At 69.2% G+C, this 14,871-nt stretch carries 10 protein-coding genes and 2 pseudogenes; 5 read left to right on the top strand and 7 right to left on the bottom strand.

Features of this window, described 5'->3' with window-relative positions; genetic code table 11:
• Nucleotides 1-378 precede the first annotated feature (378 nt).
• On the bottom strand, nt 379-1,371 hold the full coding sequence (locus tag Q8A52_RS28750) for an asparaginase (protein WP_316756644.1): 993 nt from the start codon (nt 1,369-1,371) through the stop codon (nt 379-381).
• A gap of 251 nt (nt 1,372-1,622) precedes the next feature.
• On the opposite strand from Q8A52_RS28750, the gene tsaA reads away from it, so the two are divergent.
• Nucleotides 1,623-2,027, top strand: coding sequence for a tRNA (N6-threonylcarbamoyladenosine(37)-N6)-methyltransferase TrmO (gene tsaA, locus Q8A52_RS28745; protein ID WP_316756642.1), 405 nt, complete (start codon nt 1,623-1,625; stop codon nt 2,025-2,027).
• Nucleotides 2,028-2,085: 58 nt separating this feature from the next.
• On the opposite strand, the gene Q8A52_RS28740 is transcribed toward tsaA, so the two are convergent.
• Nucleotides 2,086-2,652, bottom strand: a complete 567-nt coding sequence (locus Q8A52_RS28740; RefSeq protein ID WP_316756640.1) for a hypothetical protein — start codon at nt 2,650-2,652, stop codon at nt 2,086-2,088.
• Between the two features lie 501 nt (nt 2,653-3,153).
• Between Q8A52_RS28740 and Q8A52_RS28735 the strand changes: the two genes are divergently transcribed.
• Both Q8A52_RS28735 and Q8A52_RS28730 read left to right on the top strand, forming a co-directional pair.
• On the top strand, nt 3,154-3,813 hold the full coding sequence (locus Q8A52_RS28735) for an NADPH-dependent FMN reductase (RefSeq protein WP_316756639.1): 660 nt from the start codon (nt 3,154-3,156) through the stop codon (nt 3,811-3,813).
• A 206-nt stretch (nt 3,814-4,019) separates the two neighbouring features.
• On the top strand, nt 4,020-5,699 hold the full coding sequence (locus Q8A52_RS28730; protein WP_316756637.1) for an MmyB family transcriptional regulator: 1,680 nt from the start codon (nt 4,020-4,022) through the stop codon (nt 5,697-5,699).
• Between the two features lie 784 nt (nt 5,700-6,483).
• Here the strand turns inward: Q8A52_RS28730 and Q8A52_RS28720 are convergent.
• Complete coding sequence (locus tag Q8A52_RS28720; RefSeq protein ID WP_316756636.1) at nt 6,484-8,121, bottom strand: FAD-binding oxidoreductase; 1,638 nt, start codon at nt 8,119-8,121, stop codon at nt 6,484-6,486.
• 59 nt (nt 8,122-8,180) lie between these two features.
• Here Q8A52_RS28720 and Q8A52_RS28715 point away from each other — a divergent pair, with 59 nt between their 5' ends.
• Nucleotides 8,181-8,843 carry a TetR/AcrR family transcriptional regulator gene (locus tag Q8A52_RS28715; protein ID WP_316756634.1) on the top strand — a complete coding sequence of 221 codons (663 nt, stop codon included), beginning with the start codon at nt 8,181-8,183 and terminating at the stop codon, nt 8,841-8,843.
• A gap of 119 nt (nt 8,844-8,962) precedes the next feature.
• Here the strand turns inward: Q8A52_RS28715 and Q8A52_RS28710 are convergent.
• The 4 genes and pseudogenes from Q8A52_RS28710 to Q8A52_RS28695 all read right to left on the bottom strand — a co-directional run.
• A pseudogene (locus Q8A52_RS28710) lies at nt 8,963-9,136 on the bottom strand (CGNR zinc finger domain-containing protein); the annotation flags it as partial.
• Nucleotides 9,137-9,598: 462 nt separating this feature from the next.
• Complete coding sequence (locus Q8A52_RS28705) at nt 9,599-11,824, bottom strand: GAF domain-containing SpoIIE family protein phosphatase (RefSeq protein WP_316756632.1); 2,226 nt, start codon at nt 11,822-11,824, stop codon at nt 9,599-9,601.
• 87 nt (nt 11,825-11,911) lie between these two features.
• Nucleotides 11,912-12,298, bottom strand: a complete 387-nt coding sequence (locus Q8A52_RS28700; protein WP_316756630.1) for a cupin domain-containing protein — start codon at nt 12,296-12,298, stop codon at nt 11,912-11,914.
• Between the two features lie 525 nt (nt 12,299-12,823).
• Nucleotides 12,824-12,994 (bottom strand): annotated as a pseudogene (locus Q8A52_RS28695) (GntR family transcriptional regulator); the annotation flags it as partial.
• Nucleotides 12,995-13,125: 131 nt separating this feature from the next.
• Here Q8A52_RS28695 and Q8A52_RS28690 point away from each other — a divergent pair.
• Nucleotides 13,126-14,784, top strand: coding sequence for a penicillin-binding transpeptidase domain-containing protein (locus tag Q8A52_RS28690; RefSeq protein WP_316756628.1), 1,659 nt, complete (start codon nt 13,126-13,128; stop codon nt 14,782-14,784).
• Nucleotides 14,785-14,871 lie beyond the last annotated feature (87 nt).

The raw sequence follows: 14,871 nt of genomic DNA, 5'->3' as shown, positions 1-14,871 counted from the left end.
ACGGCCGATCGGTCGTCCAGGACCAAATCAAGATGCGTGCAGGGCCTCGGAGTTCGAGCTGGATATCGGGTTCCTGGGTGGGACTCGACCGGCTCGAACACCACGACCGATCCGGCAGCCCGGGTGCCGGCGCCCTACTGCGCGTCACGCTGCCGGGGCGAACGCGGCGACGGGCTCACGGGCGTGGTCCTTGGCCTTGGGGTCGCAGAGCGTCATAGAGCGTCGTAGATGTCCCGGATCGAGCGCTTGGCTGCGGGCAGGGCCGGCCAACCCCCGCACCCGATGCTGCTGATACCGGCAGACTCCCAGCTCGCTCCCCGGCCCCATCGACGTCCTGCAGCGGTCCCCCTGCACGGTCTCGAGGTCGCGATCCTGCGGTCAGCCGTGCTCAGCGAAGGCTGCGGTGATGGCCTCGCGATCGGCACCGCCGGCCAGCATGAGCCGAAGGAGGATCCGGGCCTTGTAAGGGTCGAGGAAGCCGCCGTTGATGAGGCCTCGGCGTTGCAGGTCGGTCTCTGACCCGATGGCGCCATAGGTGTGCCGCAGGACGGATCCGCTGCCGGTGCGGGAGGTGAGCACGACGGGCATGCGTTCGGCGAGAGTCCCCAGAAGATCGGCGAGTTTGCTCGGGACATGGCCGACGCCGAAGCCTGCGATGACCAGTCCCTGGCTTGCCTCGGCGATGGCGGCGAGGATGTCCGCGTGCTCGTCGAGGGTGACGGTATGGAGCGCGACTCGAGTCTTCTCCAGCGCTTCAGGCCGCGGGTAGGGAGCCGAGCGACGTGCGGGAGCCATGAGTACTCGGGCATGGCCTTCGATGACGTGACCGATCGGGCCGGTGTTGGGCGAGGCGAAGGTGGCGGTGCTTGTGCTGTGGGTCTTGCGCACCCAGCGGGCCGCGTGGATCTCGTCGTTGAAGACGACCAGTGCTCCCAAGCCGTGGCTCGCGGGAGAGGCGGCGGTACGGGCGGCGGCGAGCAGGTTCGCGGGTCCGTCGGGTCCCGCGAGTGTCGGGTTGCGCATGGCTCCGGTCAAGACGAACGGCTCGGCGTGCGGCCAGACCAGGTCGATGAGGAACGCGGTCTCTTCCAGAGTGTCGGTCCCCTGGGTGACCACCACCCCGCAGGCCCCGGCCTGCACCGCCTGTGACGCCGATTCGACCAGGGTCAGGACGTGCGCGAAGGTCAGATTCGCACTGGGGACTGCTTCAATGTCGTGGATGTCCAGGGGCGTTCCGAGCTGGTCGAGCCCGGGCACGGCCGCGGCGAGGTCGGCTCCGTTCAACCGGGTGACCACCGGTCCGCTGTCGGCGCCCCGGGTGTGGCCTGCCATCGATATCGTGCCGCCGAGCGTGAACAGTGCAACGCCCATACAGCTGTGCCTTCCGCTCGCATGCGGGCAACGACTGATCCCTGCCCGCGGCAGCCTATCGGGAGGGGATCACGTTCGCCGATCTTGTGACAAAGTCGTCCGTCCGCACGGATGAGGTCCCGACAGCACACTCCCGCATGGGGAATTCATACACACTGAGCGCGAGCACGCAGGTTACGAGCCCACCCGCGGGCGGGTAGGCGCACCACCGGCACAACTCGCCGTCCCGCACAGAGAAGGAAGAGGGGCCCTTGACCGCATACCCATTGCGTCCGATCGGCCACGTCGAGTCGTCGCTCAAGGACCGCGCGGCCGCACCGCGCCAAGCCGACGAGGGAGCACCCGACGCCTGGCTCGTCCTGGGCGACGAGTACCTCCCCGCCGTGGACGGCCTCGCGCCGGGCACCGACGTACTGCTGCTCACCTGGCTGGACCGAGCCGACCGCGACACGCTCGCCGTCCGCCCGCGCGGCGATACCGCCCGCCCGGTCACCGGCGTCTTCGCCACCCGCTCACCCGACCGCCCCAACCCGATCGGCCTGCACACCGTCCATATCCTGTCCGTTGCAGGCCCACGCATCCACGTCCGCAACCTCGAGGCCCTCGACGGAACCCCGATCCTGGACATCAAGCCGATTCTCACCTCCGATCGCTGACCCCTCGCCTTGATCTGTCGACTGGGGCCATGTGTGCCCTCGCCCCGGGCCTCATGTCTCACCCGTCGAAGCGGGACCAGCGGAACCCGTGCTCGAGCAACGGCGTCAGGGTCCCACGGTGGAGGGCGCCGAAGCTCACAACCGCCTCCTTCTCGCCGCTGCTGACCTGCGTAAGCAGTCCCGGGGCCACGAAGAACCGCTCGGCCGCGTAGGTCGGTAGGAAGGGACCCAGGGGTACGGGACGCAGCATGGTCCACAACGTGTCCAGGCGCGCGGTCGGCATGCAGTGGGTCCATGCGTGGGGATCGCCTTCGCCCGGTTCCTCCAGTGGCCACGGGATGGACCAGTCCATCCCGGCCCCACTCCACACGGCGAAGACCAGCCGGTCGCCGAGCGGTCCGGAAGGATGCTGGGGCTGCTTCAGCACAGGGTCGTGGAATCGGCGGATTGCCGGTCGGAGGCGAGCCGGGCGATGGAAGGCGGCCAACGCCGCCGGTATGTAGCCCAGTTCACCCGCCGTGCTCTCTTCCTCGGCCGACTTCGTCTCCTCAGCGGGAAACCGGCTGAGGACGAACGATTCCAGAGCCCGGATCGGATTCGTTTCCACGTGGTCGACCCGGTCCACCCCTGGCACCGGCCCGGGTGCCGGGACCGGTCGGACCGCGTCCAGCATGTCGCGGCTCAACGGGCGGTCGAGCTCCAATGCGGCGTGGTCGAAGTCAGCAGGTGCATACGACGTTCCTCGGCAGTGTGCGGTGCCGAGGGGAGTGATCAGGGACGGGAGCGGTTTGCGGGATGGCGATGCACACGGTCACCTGTCCCCTGCTGAAAAACGCAGTGCCGGGTCGGCGCCGTGCCCCGGAGAGAGGCCGATCAGGTAGCCCGAGCGGATCTCGGCGCGCCGCCGTTGTGCCCTGCTGTTGGCGTATGCGTCGGTGCACTGAACACCGGCATTGACCAGCACGGATGCGCCACGGCGGCTGGTACTCCGACGCTCTGGAACGGGTATCGGACCACCCGCCTGACCGGCACCGGGGCTGTCGGTCGCACAGCGGCCCTCTCGGAACCACACTGGACGGAGGGGCGCCCCGCTGGACGCGCGTGACTACGACGGAAGGACAGAGCCATGACCACGGACACGTCCCCCGGCCCCTTGCGGGTCCTGGCCTTCGGCGCGGCACTGCGGGCCGATTCGGCCAACGCCCGCCTCGCCTCCCTCGTGGCCCGGCTCATCTCCGACACCGGGGCCACCGTCGACCTCGCGACCATGCGCGATTTCGACATGCCCTTGTACGACGGCGACGTAGAAGTCGCCGAAGGGCTGCCGCCCGGCGCGCTCGCCCTGCGCGACCGGCTCGAGTGGAGCGACGCCGTCGTCATCTCCTCGCCGGAGTACAACGCCTCCGTGCCGGGAGTGCTGAAGAACGCGATCGACTGGGTCTCCCGTGTCCGGCCGCAGCCGTTCAAGACCAAGCACGCGATGCTCCTCTCCGCCTCGCCATCCCTGATCGGCGGAAACCGCGGGCTGTGGGCCCTGAGGATTCCCCTGGAACACCTGGGCACCCGCGTCTACCCGGACATGTTCAGCCTGGCAGACAGCTACCAGGCCTTCGCCGAGAACGGAACGCTGGCCGACCCGGGGCTGCAGCAACGTCTCACCGAGACCGTGTCGGGGTTCCTCAGCCTCGTAGAAGCGGACGTGCGCTACGTCTGCCTGGAACGCCGGTGGTACGAGTTCCTGGGAGACCGCACCGAGGCAGCCATCACCCAGCGGGCCGAGGCGTGACACCCGGACACCATGAGGCGCTGCGCACGAAGCGTCGGTGCGCAGCAGCGAGCACCGGTGTTCGAGGCGTACCGGCCGCCCCGCCTGAAGCACCGCACGGCGGCCCGGTCGTCGATGGGGAGCTGGAAGTGTGGTCCTGAAAGATCTTCTCCACCCCCTGCCCTGGACCGGCTCGATGCCACGGAGCTGGGCGAACTCCCCACCGCATGGTGGGCCTTCGACCGCCGCTACCTCCCCGAAGCCTCCATGGCCGAGCTGTTCATCGACAAACCGAAGGACCGCGCCCGCCAGGTCGCTCCATCCAGGCCCCATCCACTCGATCAGTGAGGCGGCGCTACGGAATGACCGGCGCCGAGGAATTCAGCCGGCTGGCGGTCGGTCACCTACGGGCCGCCGCGGGCCGCTACCCTGCCGACCCGCAGATCCGCACCATGGTCGACACGCTCCACAAGCAGAGCGCCGAGTTCGCCGCACTGTGGGACGACCATTACGTGGAAAGCGGCGCCCACCACCGCAAAACCGTGGAGCACCCCGTGGTCGGCACGCTGCAGCTCAACTGCCACACGCTTGCCGTGCCCATGCGCGACCAACTTCTCGTCTGCTTCACCGCCGAACGCGGCAGCCCCTCCCACGAAGCGCTCCGGCTCCTCTCCGTGGTCGGCACCCAGGACATGGCTCCCTTGCTGGACAAGGTCCGCCTGCGTGATTCCAGGGCGGCGTCGGCATCATCCTCGGCAGCACCCGTCCCGGCCGCCCGGGCGATCAGGTGGCTCGACGGGTGCGGGACCTGGCAGGGGAACACGCAGCCGGACCCCGGACTTCGAGCTTGTGGACCTGTCCGACTGCGCGCTGTCGCTGTTCGACGAAGCGGTCCTGGCGGTGCAGAAGTTGCGCGCACGGGCGGGCGTGCTCCACCAGAACGCCTAGGACCTGTCCGTCGGTCCTTCCGAGTCAGGCCGGCAAAGAAGTGCACCCAAGTTGAACGCGTTCAAATTTCCTGTCACGATACGTCTTGCCGCCTGGCGAGTGTGCTGGACGAGAGGATCACGGTCATGACGAGCTCGCTTCTCACGCGGCGAGGCCGTCTCCGCATGCGCATGGCCGACAGGGGAACAGTTGCGGGGAGCACGGTCCCGACGCAGATTCTCGACTGGCAGCATCCGAACGTTTCCTCATTGGTCCGACGGATCGGCATCCCGGAGGACTCGGGGGACACTTCAAGTCCCGCAAGTCCCGCCCACCGCATAGCGGCCCTGCGCCGGGCTCACCGATGGATTGCCGCAGTTGTGCAGCCGGTGTACTCGGTTCAGGACGAGCGGCCCGTCTCGGAGGTGCTTCGGCGCCGCCGTGGCTCGTGCAGTCAGCGCCTCGCGGTACTGGAATCCGTGGCGCGGGCATCCGGGGTGGCCACGCGGGTGCGTGGCCTGCTGGTGGACGGGAGGTTCTGGTATCCACGCTTCCCTCGCTTCCATCGGATCGTCCCGCACCAAGTTGTGCTCGCATGGCCGGAGTTCCGCCTTGACGGACTGTCACTGACCGAACACCTCACCGCGCCCTGGTTGACAGTCTCGGAACTCTTCGGTGGTCTCAACGAGCTGAGCGAAGGCAGCGGTGGTGGCTTCACCAACACCGGCGCGGAGACACTCTTCGAGGCGTTGTCCAGGACAGCGATCGACTGGGACGGCGCGACGATCTGCCCGGCCGCCGACGCCGCCTGCGATCTCTCGGCCTACGTCCTGGCGGACCTCGGCCACTTCGACTCGCGTGACGAACTTTTCGCCCAGCACGGCCAGACCCTCTGCGGGATGGCGAGACTTCTGGCCGAGCCCATCCTCAGCCGCCGTTCGGCGGGCGCCTGGGACATGTCCAGGCCATCGTGTACGTAGCCAGATGACCAGGGCTGCAGCGGTGGCGGTGCCGAGAAAGACGTAGCCACGGTTGTCGTAGCGGGTGGCGAGGGCCCGGGACTGCTTGAGCTTATTGATCGCCCGCTCGACGGTACTGCGCTTCTTGTGGGACGCGGATCCCCGCCGCGCGAGCGGCCCCTGGCCCTCGCCTCCCGCATCACCTCCGCCGGGCGGGCGAGCAGTCTCTGCCACGGCGTCTCCGCCTGATGTTCGTCGTCCCCCCTTTGACCCGGGAGCCGGCGGCAGACCTGTGCGGGCGCCGACCGCGTGCTGATGCGCCCGCACGATGGTGGAGTACGCAGTCACGTGATCACCCGGACAGGTCGTAGTGCTGTGACCGCACAGGTTCTCTGTGTCGCAGAGACGATCGCTCCTGGCATGTCTCGTGGGCCTGCCGGCGAGTGTGGATAATGCCCGATGTGACTCCAGATACAGATCGCCCCAGGTGGTGGTTCGGGCTGCGCGGCTTTGCATTCTTCCTGGTGGGCGGTGGCGTTGGCTTCTTCGCGTACGCGGTGGCTTCGCATCGGCCGGGCGGGGCGCCGTGGGGATGGTTGCTGCTCGGAGCGATTGTCTGCGGGACACTGAGTGCACTGTTTCCGAGGCCACGTCGGCCTTGAAGCCATGCGCTGCCCCGATTGCGGGAGAGCGACGGCGCACCCCGGAGCAGTTCGTCAAGCAGGTCGCCCACGGCCTTCCCCGATCGCCGTGCTGCGGCACCGTGCAGCACCGTGCGTTGTGAGCCCGGCTGCTCCGGAGGTTGTCAGCGCCGTTCGGTTCCCACCGGCGGCAGCGGGTCCAGAAGTACACCCGGGTTCAGGATCCCGGCCGGGTCGAGTGCCCCTTTCGCGGCACGAAGTGCGAGAGCGAACGGCTCCGGACGCTGGCGGTCGTAGCCCGGCCGGTGGTCGCGGCCGACCGCGTGATGGTGGGTGACGGTCGCGCCGAGGTTGCCAAGGATCTCCATGGCGGCTGACTTGATCCGGTCCCACATCGCGACTTCCGCACCGCGCCGCCCGGGTGCGATGACGGTGAAGTAGGGCGCGGGCCCGTCCGGATAGACATGGGTGAAGCGACAGTTGATCGTGCCCTCGTGGCCTGTCACCTCTTTGACGACGTCGGACAGTTGGCCGCGCACCGACTCGTACAACTGTGGCGCACGGTCCCAGGTGCAGGCCGTTTCGAACGTCTCGGTGACCACACTCATACGGGCGAGCGCATCGCGGAGATACGGCATTCTCAGGAACGCCGAGCGCCACGTGTTCGCTGCGGCGTCCGTGGCGCCCGGCACCGTGGGCGCGGGCGAGCCACCGTGGTCGCGGGCCAGGGTGACGAGTTCCGCCAGGCGCCCGTCGACAGGGGCATGGGCCGATTCCACGCCGAGGATGAGCGCACTGTGGCCGTCCCGTGCGACACCTGCCAGGGCGGCCTCCCCGGGGTCGAGCAGCCGGCAGTTGGCCGGGTGCAGACCCGACTGTGCAACGGCTCGTACGGCGTCCATGGCTTTGTGGACGTCGTCGAACAGCACCGTGGCCGACGCCTTGTGACGCGGACGCTCCTGCAGCCGCATCCAGGCCTCGGTAATGACACCGAGCGTGCCCTCGGAGCCCAGGAACAGCCGGTCGGGCGAGGGACCGGCTCCCGAACCGGGCAGGCGCAGGGACTGATTGACCCCGACGGGCGTCACCACGCGCAGGGACTCCACGAGGTCGTCGATGTGGGTGTAGAGCGTGGCGTAGTGGCCGCCGGCCCGTGTCGCGAGCCAGCCACCGAGGGTGGAGAACTCAAAGCTCTGCGGGAAGTGGCGCAGGGTGAGTCCGTGCGGTCGCAGTTGAGCCTCCAGCTCGGGGCCGAGGGCGCCGGCCTGGATCCGGGCGGCCCGGCTGACCCGGTCGATCTCCAGCACCCGGTCCAGGGAGGAGAGGTCCAGGGACACCACACCGTGATGTCGGTCCGCGCGGTACTCGACGCCGCCGACGACCGAGCTTCCCGCACCGTAAGGCACGACGGCCACATGCGTGTTCGCCGCCCAGTCAAGGACGTCGATGACCTCCTGCTCGCTTCGGGGACGGGCGACCTGGTCGGGCGCTGCCGCGAGGTCGCCGTTCAGGGCGCGGATCACGTCGCGGTACGCCTTGCCGTACGTGTGCGAGGCCCGGTCCGGGGGCGCGGACGACATCACAGGGGCGAGTGCGCGGGGCGGATCGATGCGCACCTTGGGGAGTGCGAGCGCGGAGACATCGGGCACGGGCAGCGGGCTTTGTGCCGCAGCGGGGACCAGCGACCCGAGGGCGACGCAGTCCGCATCGGGCAGTGCCTGGTCCGCAGCGCCCCAGCCCCACCAGGAGCGGAGCCGGGACGAGTCATCGGCGGACGCGGGTGGTGCGGTTCGGTCGGCCATATGAATTGACCCTTCAGTAATTTACCGTTCGGTAATTTTCCGTAACGTATAGTCTCCGCATGACGACTGCAAGGGCCTCGGCCGCGCCGGATCCGGTCGCCGGTCCGGAGGCGGGCCGCAGCCACGGCGCCGGGACCAAGGGCGTCCCGCGCGCCCTGCGGGAGGAGCAGATCCTCGGCGCGGCCCTCGAGGAGTTCGGACGGCACGGACACGCCGCGGCGTCGATGGCAGAGATCGCCCGCCGCGTGGGCGTCACAAAGCCGATGCTCTACACATACTTCGGCTCCAAGGACGGCCTGTACACGGCCTGCCTCGACCACATCGGCCCCCTTCTCCTCGGGGCGATGCGCGAAGCCGTGGAGGCGGGCCCGTCCAAGGAGCGGCTCCCCGTCACCGTACTCACAGCGGTGTTCGGGGCTCTGGAAGAACGGCGGCACGCGTGGTTCGTCCTCTACGACCGGACGCTGCTGCACGGTTCCGAACCATGGCGCGCAGCCCAACGTCACCGCGAGGCCATCGACGAGCTGGCGACCTCGGGTACCGCCGCGCTGCTGCACGGCCAGGGCAACGCCGATCCCCTGGACGCGGACGCCCTCAAACATGTGTGGACGGGCACGGTCAGCGCGCTGGTCGGTTGGTGGGTCTCCCACCCCGAGCTGTCCGCACAGGACATGGGTGTGCGGTGCGAGCGGCTGCTCTCCGCCATCCGGAACCACGTCTGAGACCGGGCGTACGCGACCGCGGAGGTGTGCGCCGCCGGGAGCCCCCTATGACGGCAGTCGACTTCCTCCCGGCCTCGAGGGGCAGAGCACGCCTTTCCGGAGGCGTGCTTGGTCCGCAAGGTGTTCTTCTCGGCCTGGTTGCCGCATGCATCCATCGAGCACCAGCGGCGGTTGCCCGGGCGGGATGTGTCGAGGAACCAGGCAGCGCAGTGCGGTCCAGAGCAGGCCCGTACCCGGTCCAGGGCGGGGGTGGTTGCCAGGTCGAGCGCGTCGCGGGCGCTGTCGTCAGGCACCGCGCGGACCGCGTCCTCGGCGGTGTGGATCACCGAGCCGTCGTCGCCGAGCACCGGAACCGGGGGGCGCCGCCGCGGCGGACCGGTTCAGCAACTCTCGTTCTCCTGGTGGACATTTGGCGGGCCCATCGGCGCTGCGAGCCGCCGTCCGCAGCGCGCACACCGCTTCCCGTAGCTCCCGCGCCTGACGCGGGACGCCCGACGTCGGGACGGGGATGACAGCGCCGGCGGGATAGAGGCCAAGCTGCTTGACACCTGCTCACGGTCGCACCACAAGCACACTGCGCACTCTCCAGCCCACGCTTCACGCCGGCACCGGCAACACACTCCGCCCGCTCGATGAGGCCCTACGACGTCTTTGCCCGCCGGAACCGCAACCCAGCACGCCGCGCCGAGGGTGGCATTGCCGGCACCGAGTAGCGGTTGGCGCGGACCGCGATCTGGCTGTGGCCGTCGGGACCATCAGGTGGCGGTGACGACCAGCGCGGCCTGGTCGTCCAGGGTGGCACTGCCTGCGAACGTGGCGACTGCGGTGGTGATGGACTCGATGAGGGCGGCGGCGGTGAGCGTCCCGGTCCGGCCAGGGACGAGCGCTTCGGTCAGGCGGTCCTCGCCGAAGAATTCACCGTTGGCGGAACGAGCCTCGGTGATGCCGTCGGTGACCAGGACCAGGCTGTCGCCGGGATGCAGGTCAACGCGACACGGGCAGAAGCCTGGGTCGGGACCGATGCCCAACAGGAGTCCGGGTTGCGCGAGTTCTTCGACCGTGCCGTCGACGCGGCGCACCAGAGGCGGTACGTGGCCTGCTCGGATCAAGTTGAGCGTGAGGTGGGACGCGGTGTGCCGCAGCTCGCCGTAAATGAGCGAAACGAACTGGTCCTCATCGTCGGCACTCTCCGCCAACGCGTCGTTGATGGCGGCGACCACCGCCGCTGGGTTGTTCAGAAGGCGCGCGGCGGCACGTGCGGTGTGGCGGACCATTCCGGTGGTGGTGGCCGCCAGCGCGCCGCGTCCGGACACATCACCGATCATGAGTGCCCAGCGGCCGGCGGGCAGCGGGAAGACGTCGTAGAAGTCGCCGCCGACCTCGAGTCCTTCACCGGCCGGATGGTACGACGCGGCCAGAGCAGCGCCGGGAATCGTGGGCAACTCGGGAGGCAGCAGCCCCGCCTGTAGATCGCGCCCCAGCCGGACGCGGTCGGTGAACTGGTGGGCGTTGTCGGCACTCGACGCGGCCCGGCGGGCGAGCTCCTGGGCCAAGGCGATCGTGTGGCCGTCCAGGGGCAGGTCGGTGTCCAGGAGAGTCAGCACGCCGAAGGTGCGGCCCCGGGTGGTCAGCGGTACGCACACGTAACCCGTGACGCCGAGCTGCGCGCAGAGGCCGCCCGCGTGGGCGGTTTCGGTGGTGCCGGAAGTCAGCACGCGGGCAACAGCGGCGTCCACCGCGTCGCACAGTGCGGGAGAAGTGAGGAGCCTTTCCCCCTCACGGGTCTCCGCAGCGACGGCGATGCGCTGGGTCTGGCCGCGCTCGAGCACGTGGACCGCACACAGCGGCGCCAGGGCCGGGACGGTCAGTCGGGCCATGCGCTGCAGGCTTTCGGAATAGTGTGTCTCGCCCGTGATGGCGGTGCTGGCTTCCAGCAGGAAGGCCAGATCCTCACGCGCTGCCTTTTCGCGCTCCTGGGCGGCATGGCTCGCCTCCACCGCGCAGTGGCGCTCGATGGCCAACGCGGCTATGCGGGCGAACGCGGCGCTGAGCGCCACGTCCTTGTCCTCCGGAGACTTGGGGGTGCGGTGGTACATCGCGAAGGTGCCCAGCAGCAGACCGTCCGCGTCCTGGATCGGCGTGGACCAGCACGCCGCGACCCCGGCCCGCAGCGCCAGGTCTCGGTAGTCCTTCCACAGGGGATCGGTGGCGATGTCCGTGACGATCACCGGCTCGCGCCGGAAGGCGGCAGTGCCGCAGGAGCCGATGCCCTCTGCGATGGGTGTCCCGTCGACCGCCTCGTTGTAGAAGTCGGGCAGGCGTGGGGCGGTGCCGTGCCGCAGACGCTCTCCGTCGCCATCGACGAGGAGTACCGAGACGATCATGTCCGGGGAGAGGTCCTCGATCGCCGTGGCCATGCCGCAGAGGATCTCGTCCAGTGGGGCGTCGCGCGCGATCTGCTCCAGCAGCGCGCGCTGCTCGGCGGCCAGCAGATGCGCGTGGTGGTACGCGGTGGTCTCGACGGCGATCACCACGACCCCGTCGATCCGGCCGACCGCGTCCCGGCGGGGCTCGTAGGTGAAGTCGAAGAACCTCTCCCGCGGCCTGTCCGGCCCGCCCAGCAGGAGTCGCCCATCTTGGGCCCGGTACGCCAGGCCGGTGCGGTAGACCGTGTCGAGCCGGTCGAGGACGCCCTGTGGAGCCAGTTCCGCAATCACTTCGCCGACCGGCTCTCCGATGCGCCCGCTGTCGCATCCGAGGGTCTCGAAGAAGACTGAATTCGCCGCTTCCAGCAGGTGCCTCGGGCCACTGAGCGCGGCGAAGATCACCGGGGCCTGCCCGAACAGGTCCGCGTACTCCTCGTCCCGTCTGGCAATCGGGACGGAGTGTGCCGTGGCCGAACGCTGGGGATCGAAATATATGGACATGACAGGCCAATTTCTCCTGTCTCCCCCGCCGACCGGGCCGTGTCGCCCCTCCACTCTGACACACGTCTCCACTGATCCCTGAGCGGCCCAGGCAGCTTGCCGGCGGAAGTGCCCGAAGTCGCGGCCGGAGCCGCGCAGACTTCAGCCTTCGCTCGGCCCGTCGACGTTGAACGTGGACTGCCCGGTTCCAGCGCGCACCACGATAATGTCGGCAGGCTCCGCCGAGGGGTTGCTCTCTCGGTGCACGGCGTTCTTCGGCACGTAGACGAAGTCGCCGGGACCGGCCTCTACGGTGTCCGAGCCGTCCGGGCCGAACTCCATCCGCAGGGCTCCGGTGAGGACGTAGATCACCGATTCGTACTCGCCGTGGTGATGCCAACCGGAAACCATCCCGGCCTCCGTGCGGACGTATCCCGACCAGGTTCGGTCGGTGGTGAAGGCCTCCTGCCGGTCCATCCCTGGCGTGCAGGGTCCCGGCCTTCTGTCGTCAGGGGTGACGAGGCGGACCTGGTCGCGCTGAAGCTCCACGACGACTCCTTCCGCTCGGGCCATCGAGCCCCGCCCGTGGGCCCGGCACCGGCTTGCTCGGACAGTCACGTCCCCTTTCGCCAGACTAGGCCCCCGGCCGCAGCCCGCTCCAGGCCGCAGTCCCGGTCGCAGGAGTTGCTCCCTTCGCCGTGGAGCGAGCAGAAGCCTTCGGTCCACGAGGCTGCACGATGGGGAGAGGCCGAGCGGAGCGGGCCCGCCGAATGGACGGACGCCGCCAGAAATGTCGCGAGGCCAACGGCTGGGGGCGGTGTCGGGGGTGCCGGCCCAGGCCGGGCGGGGTGCCGGCGCTGCTGGGGTGGGGCCGGCTGACCACCTTCCAGCTCACGGGGACAGGAGTGCGGATCAGGTCCTGGCTCGTCTTCGTCGGCGCCGGCTGCGCGATGGGCGAGGGGCAGCAGCCGGCAGCCCGCGGCATCACGGCCGCCGCGTGCCTCGCCGCCGGCCCTCCAGATACTCGGCGGCACCCCGCGTCCGGGCGCTGCCCACCGTGGGTTGGTAACGCGTTCAGCCGGTCAGTCCGGCCGCGGTCAGGGTGAGGTGCTGGGCCAGTACCTCGGCCGCGGTGTCGGCGTCGCGAGCCAGCGCCGCCTCCTCCAGCCGACGGTGCTCGCCGACACCGTCACGGTCGGGGAGGCGGTACGCCGGGTGCCTCCGCTCTCTCGCGGACCATGGCCGGCCCTGGATGAGAAGCCGTACCCCAGGCAGGCGTAACGCTGGGCTCTCGCGCTCGGCAAGGCGCATTGATCGCTGTTGCCTGAGTACGCGTACTCAGGCAACACCACCTCTGAGCCGACAGAATTCCTGTCATGAACAGACCTGTGAAGCTCGGCATAGCCGGGACATGCACGGCACTGCTTGTCGTCGGGGGAATCGGTATCTACAACGTCGTGCATACGTTGACCGCCGGGACCTCGCAGGACGGTCAGCCCGACGCCTCCGGCAGTTTCGATCCGTCCACACTGTCGAGCACGCCACCGTCGAACACAGAGGCGGTCAAGCTGGCCCGAGCCTTCCTGAACAGCTGGTCCGAGCAGCACTTCGATGGCGCGGCACGCGACTCCGACGCGCCAGAGACGACTGCGCAAGCGTTGCGGAACTACACGGACGGCCTGCACCTGACGAACTTATCGTTCGATCACGTTCTCCCGGCCGGTCCGTCGTCGGTGACGCCGGGCGCGACCAAGGTGACCTTCGACGTGACGGCCAAGGTGGCCGGCGGCACATGGACGTACTCGAGCGCCGTGGCAGTAGTGCACAGTACGAATGGCGCATCGGCGGTGCACTGGAACAACTCGGTGCTCTATCCCGGCCTCGGCAACGGCCAGTCGCTCACTGCGGGCAAGCTCCCTGCCGGCGCCGGCCCGGTCAAGGTGGTGGCCGACGACGGCAAGACGGACCTGTCCACGTTCTCCTCGCTGCGGGACATCGCGGCGACCATCCGCCAGAACGCCGCCCCCGCGGGCGGCAGTACGGGCACGGGGGTGGCGGTGGTCGACGGTGGCGGTGAGGGGGTCAAGGCGCTGAAGGTCTTCGCCAAGGGCCGCACCCCGGTCATCAAGACGACCATAGACGCCCGGCTGCAGGCGGTGGCCGAGCGCGCCGTGAAGCACCCTCAACTCCAGGAGAAGCCCGCCGGAACCGTGGCGCTCGACTGGAAGAACGGCCGCATTCTCGCGCTCGCACACACGGGAGCGGACGGGGACATCGCCATCAACGGCATCAAGTCTCCGGGCTCCACCATGAAGATCATCACCTCCGCTGCGCTGTTCGACCAGGCAGGCCTCACCGCGAACAGCCCCGCACCCTGTACCGACTCCGTGATCGCCAACAGTCAGCTGTTCCACAACGACCCGGGCGTGAAGGCCAACCCCGGCTCCACCCTCGCCCAGGCGTTCACGGTGTCCTGCAACACGTCCTTCATCAAGGACGGCTTCCACTACCTCGTACACGACGGAGACGCCTCCGCCCTGCACGACGAGGCCGTCAATGTCTTCGGCATGGGCAGCTGGTCGATCGGCGGCGGCGTGGCCACCTCCGATCCGAACATCCCAGAGGACATTCAAGCCGGGGACCAGGCAGCCCAGTTCATCGGCCAGGGCAAGGTCACCGCCACCCCGCTGTTCATGGCCTCCGTGGCGGCCACCGTACGAGGCGTCGGCTTCAAGCAGCCCATCATCCTGCCGGGCCAGCACCAGCAGACGGCCCCCCGCACCATCTCCGCCCGCACCGCGGGCCACCTCCAGTCGATGATGCGCAGCGTGGCCACCAGCGGCACCGCGGCGCCGCGTCTCGGCGGGCTGCCGGGCGTCGGGGCGAAAACGGGCACAGCCGAGGAAGGAGACCACACCAACGGCTGGCTGACCGCGTACAACTCCCGTATAGCGGTCGCGGCCCTGGTCGAAGGCGGCAGCTCCGGCGTCGACTCCGCCGGGTACGTTGTCCGCCAACTGCTGACCGACAGCTGACCGTGGCCGCACCTGGGGAAGGCGCTGGGCACACCCGTCAGCATCGTGCGCGGCGGGGTGGATGACGAGTGGGCGGTTCGGGCGGCG

It is taken from the genome of Streptomyces herbicida (genome assembly GCF_032656585.1).
Classification (GTDB): domain Bacteria; phylum Actinomycetota; class Actinomycetes; order Streptomycetales; family Streptomycetaceae; genus Streptomyces; species Streptomyces herbicida.
Note: the sequence above shows the minus strand (reverse complement) of the source record. Positions and strands in the feature narration are given on the sequence as shown.

What these genes read in the sequence shown, in the direction of transcription:
- Q8A52_RS28750 (WP_316756644.1), bottom strand. Translation starts at nt 1,371, where the DNA reads ATGGGCGTTGCACTGTTCACGCTCGGCGGCACGATATCGATGGCAGGC.
- Q8A52_RS28735 (WP_316756639.1), top strand. Translation starts at nt 3,154, where the DNA reads ATGACCACGGACACGTCCCCCGGCCCCTTGCGGGTCCTGGCCTTCGGC.
- Q8A52_RS28730 (WP_316756637.1), top strand. Translation starts at nt 4,020, where the DNA reads ATGGTGGGCCTTCGACCGCCGCTACCTCCCCGAAGCCTCCATGGCCGA.
- Q8A52_RS28720 (WP_316756636.1), bottom strand. Translation starts at nt 8,121, where the DNA reads ATGGCCGACCGAACCGCACCACCCGCGTCCGCCGATGACTCGTCCCGG.
- Q8A52_RS28715 (WP_316756634.1), top strand. Translation starts at nt 8,181, where the DNA reads ATGACGACTGCAAGGGCCTCGGCCGCGCCGGATCCGGTCGCCGGTCCG.
- Q8A52_RS28690 (WP_316756628.1), top strand. Translation starts at nt 13,126, where the DNA reads ATGAACAGACCTGTGAAGCTCGGCATAGCCGGGACATGCACGGCACTG.